The organism is Amycolatopsis sp. BJA-103 (assembly GCF_002849735.1).
Classification (GTDB): Bacteria; Actinomycetota; Actinomycetes; order Mycobacteriales; family Pseudonocardiaceae; genus Amycolatopsis.
The window spans coordinates 8,624,528-8,639,013 of record NZ_CP017780.1; the positions used below are offsets into that span (position 1 = coordinate 8,624,528).

The 14,486-nt window shown below is 69.0% G+C and carries 16 protein-coding genes; 8 read left to right on the plus strand and 8 right to left on the minus strand.

The annotated features are described in order from the left end of the window. The first annotated feature begins 100 nt into the window (after window positions 1–100). Window positions 101–739: a TetR/AcrR family transcriptional regulator gene (locus BKN51_RS39030; RefSeq protein WP_101612326.1), complete on the plus strand. Its 639-nt coding sequence runs from the start codon at window positions 101–103 to the stop codon at window positions 737–739. Window positions 740–874: 135 nt separating this feature from the next. On the opposite strand, the gene BKN51_RS39035 is transcribed toward BKN51_RS39030, so the two are convergent. From BKN51_RS39035 to BKN51_RS39055, 5 genes are read right to left on the minus strand one after another with little or no spacing between them, the layout of a single operon-like run. Further along, window positions 875–1,741 (minus strand): aldehyde dehydrogenase family protein, encoded by an 867-nt coding sequence (locus BKN51_RS39035; protein ID WP_101612327.1) that lies wholly within the window; start codon window positions 1,739–1,741, stop codon window positions 875–877. Further along, the gene (locus BKN51_RS39040) at window positions 1,734–3,167 is read right to left on the minus strand and encodes an aldehyde dehydrogenase family protein (RefSeq protein WP_101612328.1); all 1,434 of its coding nucleotides are present in this window, start codon (window positions 3,165–3,167) and stop codon (window positions 1,734–1,736) included. Before BKN51_RS39040 ends, BKN51_RS39035 begins: the two co-directional genes overlap by 8 nt. A 3-nt stretch (window positions 3,168–3,170) precedes the next feature. After that, window positions 3,171–4,145, minus strand: a complete 975-nt coding sequence (gene deoC, locus BKN51_RS39045) for a deoxyribose-phosphate aldolase (protein ID WP_101612329.1) — start codon at window positions 4,143–4,145, stop codon at window positions 3,171–3,173. Window positions 4,146–4,164: 19 nt separating this feature from the next. Further along, entirely contained in the window at window positions 4,165–5,322 is a 1,158-nt protein-coding gene (locus BKN51_RS39050; protein ID WP_101612330.1) for a serine hydrolase domain-containing protein, read from the minus strand. Between the two features lie 22 nt (window positions 5,323–5,344). Continuing rightward, window positions 5,345–5,953 carry a DUF1707 SHOCT-like domain-containing protein gene (locus BKN51_RS39055; protein ID WP_101612331.1) on the minus strand — a complete coding sequence of 203 codons (609 nt, stop codon included), beginning with the start codon at window positions 5,951–5,953 and terminating at the stop codon, window positions 5,345–5,347. A 105-nt stretch (window positions 5,954–6,058) separates the two neighbouring features. Between BKN51_RS39055 and BKN51_RS39060 the strand changes: the two genes are divergently transcribed. From BKN51_RS39060 to BKN51_RS39075, 4 genes are all read left to right on the plus strand, one after another. Further along, window positions 6,059–6,502: a protein-tyrosine phosphatase family protein gene (locus BKN51_RS39060; protein ID WP_174720506.1), complete on the plus strand. Its 444-nt coding sequence runs from the start codon at window positions 6,059–6,061 to the stop codon at window positions 6,500–6,502. Window positions 6,503–6,520: 18 nt separating this feature from the next. Beyond that, on the plus strand, window positions 6,521–7,144 hold the full coding sequence (upp, locus tag BKN51_RS39065) for a uracil phosphoribosyltransferase (protein WP_101612332.1): 624 nt from the start codon (window positions 6,521–6,523) through the stop codon (window positions 7,142–7,144). A gap of 100 nt (window positions 7,145–7,244) precedes the next feature. Continuing rightward, on the plus strand, window positions 7,245–7,838 hold the full coding sequence (locus tag BKN51_RS39070) for an RNA polymerase sigma factor (protein WP_101612333.1): 594 nt from the start codon (window positions 7,245–7,247) through the stop codon (window positions 7,836–7,838). Then, window positions 7,835–9,115 carry a hypothetical protein gene (locus BKN51_RS39075; RefSeq protein WP_101612334.1) on the plus strand — a complete coding sequence of 427 codons (1,281 nt, stop codon included), beginning with the start codon at window positions 7,835–7,837 and terminating at the stop codon, window positions 9,113–9,115. The genes BKN51_RS39070 and BKN51_RS39075 overlap by 4 nt, the downstream gene beginning before the upstream one ends. Window positions 9,116–9,599: 484 nt before the next feature. Here BKN51_RS39075 and BKN51_RS39080 read toward each other — a convergent pair whose 3' ends face one another. Then, the gene (locus BKN51_RS39080; protein ID WP_101612335.1) at window positions 9,600–10,193 is read right to left on the minus strand and encodes a TetR/AcrR family transcriptional regulator; all 594 of its coding nucleotides are present in this window, start codon (window positions 10,191–10,193) and stop codon (window positions 9,600–9,602) included. An 84-nt stretch (window positions 10,194–10,277) separates the two neighbouring features. Here BKN51_RS39080 and BKN51_RS39085 point away from each other — a divergent pair, with 84 nt between their 5' ends. From BKN51_RS39085 to BKN51_RS39095, 3 genes are read left to right on the plus strand one after another with little or no spacing between them, the layout of a single operon-like run. Further along, window positions 10,278–10,679, plus strand: a complete 402-nt coding sequence (locus tag BKN51_RS39085) for a MerR family transcriptional regulator (RefSeq protein ID WP_101612336.1) — start codon at window positions 10,278–10,280, stop codon at window positions 10,677–10,679. Further along, entirely contained in the window at window positions 10,676–11,659 is a 984-nt protein-coding gene (locus tag BKN51_RS39090) for an aldo/keto reductase (protein WP_174720507.1), read from the plus strand. Before BKN51_RS39085 ends, BKN51_RS39090 begins: the two co-directional genes overlap by 4 nt. Before the next feature lie 24 nt (window positions 11,660–11,683). Beyond that, the gene (locus BKN51_RS39095) at window positions 11,684–12,685 is read left to right on the plus strand and encodes an aldo/keto reductase (protein ID WP_101612337.1); all 1,002 of its coding nucleotides are present in this window, start codon (window positions 11,684–11,686) and stop codon (window positions 12,683–12,685) included. 45 nt (window positions 12,686–12,730) lie between these two features. Here BKN51_RS39095 and hisS read toward each other — a convergent pair whose 3' ends face one another. Both hisS and BKN51_RS39105 read right to left on the minus strand, forming a co-directional pair. Then, entirely contained in the window at window positions 12,731–14,017 is a 1,287-nt protein-coding gene (hisS, locus tag BKN51_RS39100) for a histidine--tRNA ligase (protein WP_101612338.1), read from the minus strand. A 36-nt stretch (window positions 14,018–14,053) separates the two neighbouring features. Next, a complete protein-coding gene (locus tag BKN51_RS39105; protein WP_101612339.1) occupies window positions 14,054–14,443 on the minus strand; it encodes a hypothetical protein in 390 nt (129 codons plus the stop codon). Between the last annotated feature and the right edge of the window lie 43 nt (window positions 14,444–14,486).

Consider the following 14,486-nt stretch of genomic DNA (forward strand, 5'->3'; position numbering starts at 1 on the left):
AGTCGTCCACTCGCGAAGGGGTGGTTTCCCGGGAAGCGTGAAGGGCACGCCCTTACGTGCGAGAATCACGGCCCTGAAGGACCTTCGAGAGGCGAGGACCATGACTGCCGACCCCGAGACCCGCTTGCGCGCCGACGCGCGCCGGAACCGGGATCAGATCCTGGCCGCCGCGAGAACGATCTTCGCCGCCCAGGGCGCCGAGGTCCCGATGGAGGAGATCGCGCGCTCGGCGGGTGTCGGCGTCGGCACTCTTTACCGGCGTTTCCCGGACCGGGACGCGCTGATCCGCGCGGTCGCCGTCGACAACTTCGATCGGGTGCTCAGGGACGCGAAGGCCGCGAAGGACCAGGAGTCCTCTGACTGGGACGCCCTGATCCGGCTGCTGCACCAGTCGATGGAACTGCAGTTGAGCATTCAGCTCGCGATGGTGTCGCCCCGCGCGCTGGTGATCCTCACGAGCGACCCCGCGATCAAGGCCCTGCGTGACGAGTTGCTCCTGGTGATGGAGGCCTTCGTGCGGGGAGCGCAGGCGGAGGGACGGCTCCGGCCGGACGTCGCGACCGGCGACGTGGCGATCCTGTTCGCGACCGTGCTGCGGCAGATGCCGGGCAAGGGCGAGGAAATCGCGCGGATGGCGACCCGGCGCTGCATCGGGATCATGATCGACGGGCTGCGGGCCGACGGCTCGAACGAGCCGCTTCCGGGCCGGGTGCTGACCGGCGCCGACCTGGACCCCTAGATCGCGTTTAGCCCGCTAACCGCGCCACGCCGGAGGGCGCGACCCCGCGTGTCTGGGGACCGAACTCGCGTGAGATCCGGCTGGACGCTGGGTGACCCACCGCAACTAGAGGACCAATTGCGGTGGGTACAGGGGTCAGACGCCCAGCGGATGCCAGACGGTCTTCGCCTCCAGGTACCGGCGCAGCCGCGCCATGTCGGCGTCGGCCGTCCAGTCCGGTTCGGTGTCCGGCACGGTCAGGACGCGCTTGACGGTGCCCGCGGCGTCGCGCGCCAGGTCCGCCCGCGCGGACGGCTCCGCGCCGGTCGGGTCGAGGGCGTTGACGTCGCCGTGCGAGGCGAGCCACGAACCCAGCTCCGACGCCCGTCCGGTCAGAATGTTCGCGACCCCGCCGGGCAGGTCGGACGTCGCCAGGACCTCCGAAAGCGTGATCGCGGGCAGCGGCCGGTCCGCGCTGGAGACGACCACCGCGGTCGAGCCGGTGGCCAGCACCGGGGCCAGCACGCTCACCAGGCCCAGCAGCGACGACTGCTGCGGCGCGAGCACGCCGACGACGCCGGTCGGCTCGGGCACGGTGAAGGAGAAGTAAGGGCCCGCGACGGGGTTGGCCGCGCCGAGTACGGTCGCGATCTTGTCCGTCCAGCCCGCGTACCAGACCCAGCGGTCGATCGAGGCGTCCACAAGGGACTGAGCCTTCTTCGCCGCCACGCCCTCGGACGCGGAAACCTCCGCGACGAACTGTTCGCGACGGCCTTCCAGCATCTCCGCCACCCGGTACAGCACCTGGCCGCGGTTGTACGCCGTCGCCGACGACCAGCCGCCGAAAGCCTTGCGGGCGGCCGAAACCGCGTCACGGACGTCCTTGCGGGACGCGTGCGAGGCGTTCGCCAGGAACTTGCCCTTGCTGTCGGTGACCGGGTACACCCGGCCCGACTCCGAACGCGGGAACTTGCCGCCGATGTAGAGCTTGTAGGTCTTCGCCACCGAAATACGGTCAGACATCGAGGTAGGCCTCCAGTCCGGCGCGTCCGCCTTCGCGGCCGAAACCCGACTCCTGGTAGCCGCCGAACGGCGCGGCGGGATCGAAGCGGTTGAACGTGTTGGCCCAGACGACGCCGGCGCGGAGCTGGTTCGCCATCCACAGGATGCGCGAGCCCTTCTCGGTCCAGATACCGGCGGAGAGCCCGTACGGCGTGTTGTTCGCCTTCGTCACGGCCTCGTCCGGCGTGCGGAAGGTCAGCACCGAAAGCACCGGCCCGAAGATCTCTTCACGGGCGATGCGCATCGACTGCTGGACATCCGAGAACACCGTGGGAGCGAAGAAGAAACCGCGTTCCGGCACCGGGCACGGGCTGGTCCAGCGCTGCGCGCCCTCGGCGTCGCCGGATTCCACCAGGCCCTTGATCTTCGCGAGCTGTTCGGCGGAGTTGATCGCGCCGATGTCGGTGTTCTTGTCCAGCGGGTCGCCCAGCCGCAGCGTCGAGACGCGGTAGCGGAGCTTTTCGAGCAGCTCCTCGGCGATGGACTCCTGCACCAGCAGACGTGAGCCCGCGCAGCAGACGTGGCCCTGGTTGAAGAAGATCCCGTTGACGATCCCCTCGACGGCCTGGTCGAGCGCGGCGTCGTCGAAGACGATGTTCGCGGCCTTGCCGCCCAGTTCCAGCGTGAGCTTCTTCGACGTGCCCGCGACCTGGCGCTGAATGGCCTTGCCGACGTCGGTGGATCCGGTGAAGGCGACCTTGTTGACGTCGCCGTGGCCCACCAGCGCGGCACCGATGTCCCCGGCGCCGGGCAGGATGTTGACCACGCCGGGCGGGAGTTCGGCCTGCTGGCAGATCTCGGCGAACACGAGCGCGGTCAGCGGCGTGGTCTCCGCGGGCTTGAGCACCACGGTGTTGCCGGTGGCCAGCGCGGGCGCGATCTTCCACGCCAGCATCAGCAGCGGGAAGTTCCACGGGATGACCTGGCCCGCGACGCCGAGCGGCCGCGGGTTCGGGCCGTAGCCCGCGTAGTCGAGCTTGTCGGCCCAGCCCGCGTGGTAGAAGAAGTGCGCGGCGGCCGTCGGCACGTCGGAATCGCGCGATTCCTTGATCGGCTTGCCGTTGTCGAGACTCTCCAGCACCGCCAGCTCCCGCGAGCGCTCCTGGATCAGGCGCGCGATGCGGAACAGGTACTTGGCGCGTTCGGAGCCCGGCATCTTGGACCAGACGCCTGTGTACGCCTTGCGCGCGGCCTTGACCGCGGTGTCCACATCGGACACCGACGCGGTGCCGACCTCGGCGAGCACCTCTTCGGTGGCCGGGTTGATCGTCTTGAGCGGCTCACCGGAGCCGTCGACGAACTCGCCGTTGACGAACGGCCGGTAGTGCGGTTTGAGGTTCGCGAGGTCGCGCGATTCGGGCGCGGGCGCGTACTCGAAGATGCCCATGGATCAGTCCACCGTGACGTAGTCGGGGCCGCTGTAGTGGCCGTCGGCCTGGGTGCGGCGCTGCAGCAGGAGGTCGTTGAGCAGGCTGGACGCGCCGAACCGGAACAGATCCGGGGTCAGCCACTGCTCGCCGGCGACCTCGTGCACCGCGACCAGGTACTTGATCGCGTCCTTGGTCGTCCGGATGCCACCGGCGGGTTTGACGCCGCGCAGTTCACCGGTCTGGGCGAACCAGTCGTGGACGGCCTGCAGCATCACGTGGGTGACCGGCAGCGTCGCGGCGGGCGAGACCTTGCCGGTGGAGGTCTTGATGAAGTCGCCGCCCGCCAGCAGCGCGAGCCAGGAGGCGCGGCGGACGTTGTCGTAGGTGGCCAGCTCGCCCGTCTCGAGGATGACCTTGAGGTGCGCGCTGCCACAGGCGGCCTTGATCGCCTGGATCTCCTCGAAGACCGCCAGGTAGCGGCCCTGAAGGAACGCGCCCCTGTCGATCACCATGTCGATCTCGGCGGCACCGGCGTCGACGGCGATCTTGGTGTCGGCCAGCTTGATCTCACGGCTCGTGCGGCCCGCCGGGAACCCGGTGGCCACACTCGCGACGTGGATGCCGGTACCGCGCAGGGCCTCGACAGCCGTCTCGACCATGTCCGGGTACACGCAGACGGCCGCGACCTGCGGCGTGTCCGGCCGTTCCGGGTCCGGCCGCTTGGCCTTCGCGGCGAGCGCGCGGACCTTCCCCTGCGTGTCGGCGCCTTCGAGGGTCGTCAAGTCGACCATCGAGATGGCGGTGTCGATCGCCCAGAGCTTGGCGGCCTTCTTGATGCTGCGCGTGCCGAGGCCCGCTGCCCGTTGCTCGACGCCGACCTGGTCGACGCCGGGCAGCCCGTGCAGGAACCGGCGCAGGCTCGCCTCGTCGCGAGTCGCGTCCGTCAGCGGCGCCGGGGTAGCCGTCGCCGCTGACGAGCTGGTCGTAGCTGTCATACGGGTGAGTGTAGGCGGCCTACAAGCTGGGCACCGGGGCCTGGGCGGCGGCCTTGACCGGGATCACCGGCGTGCAGAACTCGTTGACCATCGGCAGCTGACGCTTGAGCGAGGCGTCCGGCGACGCGGTGAGGTCCACGGTGGCCAGCGTGGAGATGTTCTTGCCGGATTCGTCGTGGAAGCTGAGGGTGTTGAAGCCCGGCAGGTCGCCGCCGTGGCCCCAGATGGTGATGTCCTCCGCGCAGGCGCCGAGTTCCTTGAGGTTCAGCTTCATCAGGCCGAGGCCGTATTCCATGCCGGCCGCCGGGACTGTCTTCTTCATCTGCGCGAGCAGGTCGGCGGGCAGCAGACGGCCGCCCAGCAGGGCCTCGAAGAAGCGGTTGAGGTCGGCGCCCGAAGACACCATGCCTCCCGCGCCGTAGTAGCGCGAGTAGTTGTAGGTGGTGACGTCGGTGAGGCCGCGCGGCGCGTCGTACAGCTGCTCGTAGCCGCGGGCGGCCGCGCCGATCAGGAACGGGAAGTCGCGGGGGAGCGAGGTGTCGCGCAGGTGCAGCGGCCCGGTGATGCGCTCGGCCAGCACTCGTTCGAGAGGCTTCCGGGTGGTCTTCTCGACCAGCAGGGCGAGGACGTTGTAGCCGGTGTTGGAGTACGCCCAGCTCGTTCCGGGCTTGAACTGCAGTGGCTGCTTCGACGTGCTCAGGCGGATCTCGTCGTCGCTGTCGAAATGCTCGAAGCGCTCGGTGTCGATCTCCGGCCCCGTCGCCCAGGAGTCCTCGGGGAGCAGGTCACGCGGGAGGCCGCTGGTGTGCTGGAGCACCTGGCGGACGGTGATCGGTTCCGGGTACGGCAGCAGCCCCGGCAGGTAGCGCTGCACGGGCTCGTCCAGCCCGACGCGCTTTTCGGCCACGAGCTGCAGGACCAGGGTGGCGACGAACACCTTGGAAACACTGGCGATCCGCCAGCGTCCCGACGCGGTGGGCTTACCGGGCCGGGTGATGTCCGCGACGCCGCTGACCCCGCGGAAACCGTCGGCGACGGCGACCATGCCCGGGATGCCCGCGGCGACCGCCGTGTCCATCGCGGCCTGGCGCGGGTCGGTCTTCCCGGCGGCCGCCGCGGGCAAGGCGGTGACGGAAAGCAGTGCGGCACAAGCGATCGCTACGAAACTTCGGCGCATCAGACGGTCCCCCTGGTTCGGCTCAGCCTTCGAGTTCAGGTGTGTCCTTCTTACGTGACTTCCGTACGACGGTGACGGCGCCCCAGAACGCCAGTCCGGTGATCTTCACCGTCGGGGCGGTCGGCGGCGCGGCGGGCGTCCCCGCGCGGTCCTCCAGCTCGAAAGCCCCCATGAAGCCGATTCCGGTGACGTCCACGTTGATGTCGTCGGGCACGACGATGTCGATCCCGCCCATGATCGCGACCGCGGTGATCGTCGTGTTCTTCTCGGCGAAGCGCGCGTGCCGCAGGTCGATGTCGGTCCCGCCCCAGAACGCGAAACTGTTGTGCTGCGGCGGCACGACCCAGCTGCCCTTGCGCGACGCGCCGGACATGATGGCGATCGAGGCACCGGAGCCCGGATGCCCGCCGATGCGGTCGTCGGGCAGGCCGAGCGCGCGCGACGTCGCCGGCTGGATCGCCGAGCGGGTCTGCGGCAGGTCCGCGGTGACCGGTTTGAGGTCGCCGACGGTCTTGGCCGCGTAGACGATGGTGAGCCGTTCTTCCAGCTCGTTGATGGTGATGCGCCCCTCGGACATTGCCGCGTGCAGCACCTGCGCGACCTGTTCACGGTCGGCGTCGGAGATGCGCATCTGTTCGGGTCCTGGCAGGGCCGGCTCTTCGCTCACGCGCAGGAGCCTAGCGCCGGTGGGAGGGCCGGGCGTCCATCTTATGGCCGACAGTGGGATTCTGCCGTGATGGGGAACTCACTACTTGGTGCGATCGAACTGCCGGACGGTGTCAAGGTACGAGGGCGGGGACTGGGTCGTCCCTGGCCCGAGGGGCCTTCGCCGGACTTCGGCCTGTATCTGGGCGGCGCGAAGCTGCGCCGGAAGCACGACCACAAAATGGACTGGGAGCGGGAATGGATCCGCTGGCCCGATTTCCTGCTGCCGACGGACTGGGCGGACGCGCGGCGGCGGATCGTGACGCTGCACGAGCGGGCCGCGGCCGGGGAAGGCGTCGAGGTCGCCTGTTACGGCGGAGTCGGCCGGACCGGCACGGTCATGTCGTGCTTGGCCACCCTTTCGGGGCTCTCCGCCGAGGAGGCCGTGGCGTGGGCGCGGGCGAATCACCACGCGCGTTCGGTGGAGACACCGTGGCAGCGCCGCTGGGTCGGCTGGTTCGCGCGACAGGCCTGACGAGCTAAATTGACCGGCATGGATGTGCACGTCGTTGATCACCCACTGGCCAAGGCCAGGCTTTCCACCATGCGCGACGCGCGCACCGACAGCGCCGCATTCCGCGCGGCGCTGCACGAACTGACCGTCATGCTGGTCTACGAAGCCACGCGGGACATGCCCGTGCGCATCGACCGGATCCACACGCCGGTGGCACGCACCGACGGCTACGCGCTGGCGAGCCCGCCGCTGCTGGTGCCGGTCTTGCGGGCCGGGCTGGGGATGGCGGACCAGGCGCACAAGCTGATCCCCGACGCCCAGATGGGCTTCGTCGGGCTCGCCCGCGACGAGGAGACGCTCAAGCCGACGCCGTACCTGGAGTCGCTGCCCGAATCGCTCGCCGACCGGCCGGTGCTGGTGCTCGACCCGATGCTGGCGACCGGCGGGTCGATGGAGTACACCATCCGGCTGCTCACCGACCGGGGCGCCACCGACGTCACCGCGATCTGCGCGCTGGCGGCGCCCGAGGGGATCGCGCATCTGGAGAAGACCGGACTGCCGCTGCGGGTGGTGACCGCGAGCATCGACGAGCGGCTGAACGACTCCGGCTTCATCGTGCCGGGTCTCGGGGACGCGGGTGACCGGCAGTACGGGGCGGTCTGAGCGCGTCACCGCGTCGCGTTTAGCCCGCTAAACGCGACGCGGTGATGCGGGTTCGCAACATCTTCGCCGTCGCCGGTCACTGATGGATGTGACCAGAACAGTGACCGGAACGGCGGGGGTGCCGGTGGACTCGTGCGGATCGCCTCCCGACAGGAGCGACACGGAGCTTTGGCGGGCGGCCGCGGGCGGTGATCACGGGGCGTTCACCGAGCTCTTCGAACGGCACGCCCAGTCGGTGTGGAACCACGCCTACCGGCTGACGGGGTCTTGGGCGTCGGCCGAAGACCTGACATCGACGACCTTTCTCACCGCCTGGCGGCGCAAGGCGGACATCACGCTCGTCCGTGACAGCGCGCTGCCGTGGCTGTACGCCGTCGCGGGAAATTTCGCGCGCACCGAACACCGCAGCACCGGGCGGCGGCTCCGGCTCGTCCGGCGGCTGCCGGAACCCCGGACGGTGTCCGACCACGCAGACACCGTCGTCGACCAGCTCGACGGTGAAGACCGTCTCCGGCAAGTGCTCGCCTTGGTCGCGAAACTGCCGAAGTCGCAGCGCCAGGCCGTCGAACTCTGCCTGCTCGGCGATCTCTCCCTTCCGGACGCCGCCGAACTGCTCGGCGTCGCCGAGGTGACCGTCCGCGCCCACATCTCGCGGGCCCGCGCGCAGCTGCGGGCCGCCCTGGAGGAGAAATGACCGACGACCTCGGCCTGCCCGGCAGGCGTGAACTCCCTCCGGAAGTGCTCGACAACCTGCGGATGTCCCTGCGAGAGGGGATGGGAAAACCCGTGCGGCGGCGATGGCCGATCGTCGCCGCGGCGGCCGCCGTCGTCCTGGTCCTCGCGGGCGCCCTGGTGACGACCGTGATCATCCGGGACCCGGACGGCACGGGACCCGACGTCGCGAACCCTGACTTCTCCCTCGACCGGCCGAAGGCGATGGAGGCCATGAACCGGTGCTGGGCCGTCGTCCAGTCCGAGGGCAGGGCGGCCTCCTTCCCGGCGAGGGACGACTGGGAGCCGCGCTTCACCGTCACTTCGCCGTCGGTCACCGTCGTCGCGGTGACGGTGGACGACAAGCCGTTCTTCTGCGAGACGACGCTCATGACGGCGACGGTGTCCGACCCCGGCGCCGCCCCGGCCTACACAGAAGGCGCGCGGACCGCGGCGCTGCTGATGACTCCGGCCGGGACGGTCGCGGGCATCGCCGATCCCGAATGGCCGAAAGTGGAACTGACGGGCCAAAACGAAGCGTCGTTGTCCGCGAGGGACATCCCGATCTTCCGGCCCGGGAACCTGTTCGTGCACATCGCGCCGATGAAGCCGTCGCGGACCACCTACGACGTCGGGCCGACGCCCGGGGAACAATCCCGTCCTCGCGAGTATCGCGCGCCCTTCCCCCTGCGACCCGCGCCGGAGCCGGCCGCGTCGAGGATCGACCGGCCGGTGTCCCCGGTGCCCGACCGGGCCACGCCGGCGGGTGAATTCTTCGACACCTGCACGAGGGGGGCGTCCGAGACGCTGCCGGACGAGGACGCCTATCGGGTCGGCGCGTACCTCGAGAATGATGATGTCGGAGTGGTCGTCGCCCGCCTGGGGGACCAGGTCATCACGTGCCAGGGCGGGCTCGGGTACCAGGAGGGGAAGGCCGAGTACTACCGGGTCTTCGCGGATCAGCCGAGGTCTCCGGCGGTTCGTACGTTGCGGGGCGAATCGGTCGGCATGGCGAAGCGGGAGGGGGAGGCCGACCGGCCGCGGAACCCGTACGTGGGCGTCGTGCCCGAGGTCGCGGCCGAGGTGAAGCTCGACTTCGGACCCGGCGGGAAGGTCGACGCGACCGTCGCCGAGGGGACTTTCGCGGCGTGGCATCCGGACGGTGTCAGCAGGGACGTCGAGAACGCGAAGGTGGGGATCACCGTCCTGGACGCGGCGGGAAACATCCTGCACCAGGGCACCCTTTGGCTCTGGCGGTGAGCGCGGATCGCGTTTAGCGGGCTAAACGCGACGCGCGGGGTGGGGGAGGGAGTGGGCTCGTCATCCGTGGCCTGACACGCTCCTCGAATGTCCACAGAGGATGCCTCCGGCGCATTTTTGCCCGATTTGGGTGTTTTGCGAGGAGGTCGTGAGTGGTAAAGGTCGTTCTAACGCTCTTTATCACTCACGACCCCCACGCAAAACCGCGTAAAACACTCGAATCGGGCACCGGGACCCGTTCTGCAGTCCTTTGTAGACAGTCGCACCCCGCTGGGCGACAACCAGCCCGCTGGAAGCCTTCGAAACCTGACACGTGTGGATGCCGACTTTGCCGAGACCCTGGCGTCTAGCGCGGCGAAGGGGGCCTTCACGTACTTGAGCTGGGGTGACTGGCGACCGGATCGCGTTTAGCCCGCTAAACGCGACCCGGCCGGACCCGAGCGCGGCCGGACCGGAGCGCGTTTAGCCCGCTAAACGCGATCCGTCACCGGCGCAGCCAGCCGGTGGCGTTCGCCCGCAGCGCGACCTCGTAAGCCGGGCTCACGGTGTACGCCTCCGGCAGGTTCCCGTTCAGCTCCAGTGACACGAGGCCGTGCACGGTGCCCCAGCAGCTCACGACGATGACCTCGGGCGGCGCGCCGATGAAGACGCCGTCCGCGACGGCCTTGCGGATCGTCTCCTCCAGTGGCGCCATCGTGGCGCGAGCCTGCTCGGACGTCTCCTCCGCCGGTTCGAAACCCGGCACCGACTTCGTGAACATGATCGCGTAGAGATGCGGGTCGGCCAGCGCGCTTTCCCGGTACGCGACGCCGAGCCGCACCAGGTCCTCGACCGGGTCGCCGCTCAGCGAGACCCCGGACATCCGCTGGCCGAAGCGGCGGAAGCCTTCGGAGAACAGGGCGCTGACCAGGTCCGTCTTCCCGCCGAAGAGTGAATAGACCGCCGTGGTGGACGTGCCGACGTCGGAGGCGAGCTTGCGGAGGCTGAGGGCCTTCGGGCCGTCGGCCGAGATGAGCTCACCGGCGCGGTCCAGCAGTTTCAGCCGGAGGTTCTCGTCGTGCGTCCTGGGGCGGGGCATGAGCAGAGCGTAACGCAACGCTGTTATCAATCGCGGGAATTCGGAGTTGACCTGGAGCGCACTCCAGGTCGTACTGTCGTTCACATGAGCTACTCGATAGCGGAAGCCGCGCGACGTAGCGGGTTGTCCATCGACACTCTCCGGTACTACGAGCGCATCAAACTCGTCGAGCCCCCGGCACGGGACGCCGCGGGGCGCCGCGCCTACACCGACGACGACCTCGGGTGGCTGGGGTTCCTGACCAAGCTGCGCCTGACCGGCATGCCCATCAAGCGCATGCGGGAGTACGCCTCCCTCCGTCACCACGGCGCGTCGAGCGCGGGACGGCGCAAGGCGATCCTCGTCGACCAGCGCACGTCGGTCGCCGACCGGATCACCGAGTTGCAGGCCTGCCTCGACATCCTCGACTACAAGATCGACCACTACGACCAGGTGGAACGCAAGGTGCTCGGCATCGGCACCACCGTGGAGGGAATTTCAGCGTGATCAGCACCAGGAGGCTCGGCGGGCTGGAAGTCGGGGCGCAGGGGCTCGGCTGCATGGGGATGAGCCAGGCCTACGGCGTCCGGGACGACGACACGGAGTCGATCGCCACCGTCCACCGCGCGCTCGAACTCGGCGTGACGATGCTCGACACCGCGAACGTCTACGGCGCCGGAGCGAACGAAGAGCTGGTCGGCCGCGCGATCGCGGGCAAGCGGGACCAGGTCGTGCTGGCGACCAAGTTCGGCATCATCTGGACCGAAGACGGCGGGATGGCCGCTCGCGGCGACGCGGCGTACGTCAAGCAGAGCTGCGAAGAGTCGCTGCGCCGGCTGAACGTCGATCACATCGACCTCTACTACCAGCACCGCGTCGATCCGAACACGCCGGTGGAAGAGACCTGGGGTGCGCTCGCGGAGCTGGTGGACGAGGGCAAGATCCGGTTCGCCGGGATCTCCGAAGCCGGCGCCGAGACGATCCGCCGCGCCCACGCCGTGCACCCGGTGGCCGCGCTGCAGAGCGAATGGTCGCTGTGGACCCGCGGCATCGAAGGCGAGATCCTTGCGACGACTCGCGAGCTGGGGATCGGTGTCGTGCCGTTCTCGCCGCTCGGCCGTGGTTTCCTCACCGGCAGCGTGACCTCGATGAAGGACCTGCCGGCGGACGACATGCGCCGCGGGCTGCCCCGGTTCGCCGAGGGCAACTTCGAGCGCAACATGGCGATCGTCGAAGCCCTGCGCGCGTTGGCGGCGGAGAAGGGCGTCACCGCCGGACAGCTGGCGCTCGCGTGGGTGCAGTCGCGGGGCGACGACGTCGTGCCGATCCCGGGCACCAAGCGTCGCAAGTACCTCGAAGAGAACGCCGCAGCGGCGGAACTGGAACTGTCCGAAGTGGACATCGAGGCCATCGAAAAGGCCGCGCCCGCCGAGGCGATCGCCGGTGAGCGTTACCCGGAGCGGCTCGCCCGCGCCGCCGGCAAGTAAACCGAAAGAATTGCGAGAGAAATCATGACGGGTTCCACCCTGCCCACCCGCAGGCTCGGCACGCTGGAAGTCGGCGCGCAAGGGCTCGGCTGCATGGGCATGAGCGAGTTCTACGGCCAGGGCGACGACACCGAATCGATCGCGACCGTCCACCGTGCCATCGAGCTGGGCGTGACGCTGATCGACACGGCCGACATGTACGGCTTCGGCCGCAACGAGGAACTGGTCGGCCGCGCGCTGGCGGGCAAACGGGACCAGGTCGTGCTGGCCACCAAGTTCGGCATCGTGCGCGACGAGGCCGACCCCGGCAAGCGCGGGATCCGCGGCGACGAATTCTATGTGCGGCAACAGGTCGAGGCCTCGCTGCGACGCCTGAACGTCGATCACATCGACCTCTACTACCAGCACCGCGTCGACCCGGACGTGCCGATCGAGGAGACCGCGGGCACGCTGTCCTCCCTGGTCGAGCAGGGGAAGATCCGGCACATCGGGTTGTCCGAGGCCGGTCCGGAGACGATCCGGCGGGCGCACGCCGTCCACCCGGTGACGGCGGTGCAGACGGAATGGTCGCTGTGGTCGCGCGACATCGAGGACGAGGTCGTCCCGGTCTGCCGTGAGCTCGGTATCGGGCTGGTGCCGTATTCCCCGCTGGGGCGCGGTTTCCTCACCGGCCGCTTCAAGTCCAAAGAGGACTTCGCGGACGGCGACTTCCGTCAGACGACCCAGCCGCGCTTCGCCGACGGCAACCTGGAACGGAACCTGGCGATGGTCGAAGCGCTTCGCGCGTTGGCCGGGCAGAAGGGAGTGACCGCGGGGCAGCTGGCGCTGGCGTGGGTGCAGGCCCAAGGCGAGGACGTCGTGCCGATCCCGGGTACGAAGCGGCGCAAGTACCTCGAAGAGAACGTCGCGTCCGTCGGCTTGAAGCTGACCGCCGAGGACGTGGCCGCGATCGAGGCCGCGGTTCCGGCCGACGCGGTCGCGGGGGAGCGATACCCCGAAGCGTCCATGAAGACCCTGTCGCGCTGAAAACGAAAAGCCGGCGCCCCACTCAAGGGCGCCGGCTTTTCGTTGTCAGAGCAGTGAGTTGACCGTCGGAACCACGGCGTCGACGGCGACCGTCTGCTGCTCGCGGGTCTCGAGGCTGCGAACCGTCACGTTCCCGGCGTCCCAGTCCTCCTGGCCGACGATCACCACGGCCCGCGCCCCGGCCTTGTCGGCCCGGGTGAGCTCCTTGCCCAGCTTGCGGAGCTCGACGGGCGTGAGCGTGCGCAGACCGGCCTTCCGCAGCCGTCCCGCGACCTCGCGAGCGGCGTCGGTGAGCTCTTCGACCACCGGGATCACCACGACATCGGCCTCGCTGCGCGGCTTCGGCGTCAGTTCGTGGGTGTCGAGGAAGTCGATCAGCGTGACGTCGCCCATGCCGAAGCCGATCCCGGGGATCTGCTGCGACGTGAACAACGACGCCAGGTCGCTGTACCGGCCGCCGCCGAAGAGGGCGCGGCGGTTCTCCGGAGAGGTGTCGAAGACCTCGAACACGGTCGACGTGTAGTACGCGAGCCCGCGCACGATCATCGGGTCGAACGTGATCAGGTCCGCGGCGCCGCTGTTCAGCACCTTGACCAGGTTCGAGTTTTCCTTGACCTGCTCGGGCAGCTCGTCGAGCAGGGCCGCGCCGGACGACAGGGTCTCGGTCAGCTTCTCGAACTGCTTGTCGGTCAGGCCGATCTCGGCCGCGGTGTCGCTCAGCTTCGTGCGGTCCGACTTCTCCCAGCGGTCCACCAGGGTGAACACCTGCGGCAGCTGCTCCGCGGTCACGCCGACGATGTCGGTGAGCGCCGAGGAGAGCAGGTTCCGGTCGTTGGCGCGCACCTGGAACATGTCCGGCGTCGCCCCGAGCGCGCTCATCATGTCGTGGACGAGCTCGAAGATCTCGATCTCGCAGTTCGCGCTGTCCGAACCGAAGATGTCCGCGTTGATCTGCCAGTGTTCGCGGACCCGGCCACGCTGCGGCCGCTCGTAGCGGTGGCAGTTCGGGTGGCTGTACCAGCGCACCGGGAACTGCAGCGACTTCGCGTTGCCCGCGATCATCCTGGCGACCGAAGGGGTCATCTCCGGGCGCAGCGCCAGCCGCTCGCCGCCCTTGGTGGTCAGCGTGTACAGCTGCTGGTCCGCGATCTCCTGGCCGGACTTGCGCTCGTAGATCTCGGCGGGTTCGAGGATCGGCCCGTCGTAGCGGAGGAAGCCGCGCAGTTCGAGGACGTCGTAGAGATGGCCGAACACCTGCGTCCGGACGGACATCTCGGCGGGCAGGAAGTCGCGGGTCCCCTTGGCGGGGGCTGTCGGCAGGTATTCAGGCACGTCAGCAAGCTTAACGAGCCGTCGCCAGCGCTTTTGTCAGGGGAAGGCCACGCCGTACGCGGTGGTCAGCATCGCCGCCCCGAGCATGACGGCTCCGGCGCTGGTGACCCGTCCGCCGAGCTTGCCCTTGCCCGGTGCCAGGTGCAGGAAGAAGCCACCGGACTGGGCGAGCACGCCGAACAGGAGCAGGGAGCACACGATCCACAACGCTACGTCCGAGAGTCCGGTCTGCCCGAGGATCTGCAGCGCGACGAGCGCCAAAACCAGCAGGACACCGGCGTGGGCGTGACCCGCGCGGAACATGTTCCGCTGGTGTTCGGTCAGCTTCCGGTCGCGCAGGACACCCATCAGCGCGTACCCGCCGTACATCACCGTCGGCAGTGAGACGAGCGCGATGACCGTGAACAGTCTGAGCGGGCCTTCCATGTGATCTTCCCTTCGTGGTGGGGAAGGCAAAGATAACACTGTT

Coding starts and splice junctions, on each gene's coding strand:
- BKN51_RS39030 (WP_101612326.1), top strand. CDS start 101: ATGACTGCCGACCCCGAGACCCGCTTGCGCGCCGACGCGCGCCGGAAC.
- BKN51_RS39035 (WP_101612327.1), bottom strand. CDS start 1,741: ATGTCTGACCGTATTTCGGTGGCGAAGACCTACAAGCTCTACATCGGC.
- BKN51_RS39040 (WP_101612328.1), bottom strand. CDS start 3,167: ATGGGCATCTTCGAGTACGCGCCCGCGCCCGAATCGCGCGACCTCGCG.
- deoC (WP_101612329.1), bottom strand. CDS start 4,145: ATGACAGCTACGACCAGCTCGTCAGCGGCGACGGCTACCCCGGCGCCG.
- BKN51_RS39050 (WP_101612330.1), bottom strand. CDS start 5,322: ATGCGCCGAAGTTTCGTAGCGATCGCTTGTGCCGCACTGCTTTCCGTC.
- BKN51_RS39055 (WP_101612331.1), bottom strand. CDS start 5,953: ATGCGCATCTCCGACGCCGACCGTGAACAGGTCGCGCAGGTGCTGCAC.
- BKN51_RS39060 (WP_174720506.1), top strand. CDS start 6,059: ATGGGGAACTCACTACTTGGTGCGATCGAACTGCCGGACGGTGTCAAG.
- upp (WP_101612332.1), top strand. CDS start 6,521: ATGGATGTGCACGTCGTTGATCACCCACTGGCCAAGGCCAGGCTTTCC.
- BKN51_RS39075 (WP_101612334.1), top strand. CDS start 7,835: ATGACCGACGACCTCGGCCTGCCCGGCAGGCGTGAACTCCCTCCGGAA.
- BKN51_RS39080 (WP_101612335.1), bottom strand. CDS start 10,193: ATGCCCCGCCCCAGGACGCACGACGAGAACCTCCGGCTGAAACTGCTG.
- BKN51_RS39085 (WP_101612336.1), top strand. CDS start 10,278: ATGAGCTACTCGATAGCGGAAGCCGCGCGACGTAGCGGGTTGTCCATC.
- BKN51_RS39095 (WP_101612337.1), top strand. CDS start 11,684: ATGACGGGTTCCACCCTGCCCACCCGCAGGCTCGGCACGCTGGAAGTC.
- BKN51_RS39105 (WP_101612339.1), bottom strand. CDS start 14,443: ATGGAAGGCCCGCTCAGACTGTTCACGGTCATCGCGCTCGTCTCACTG.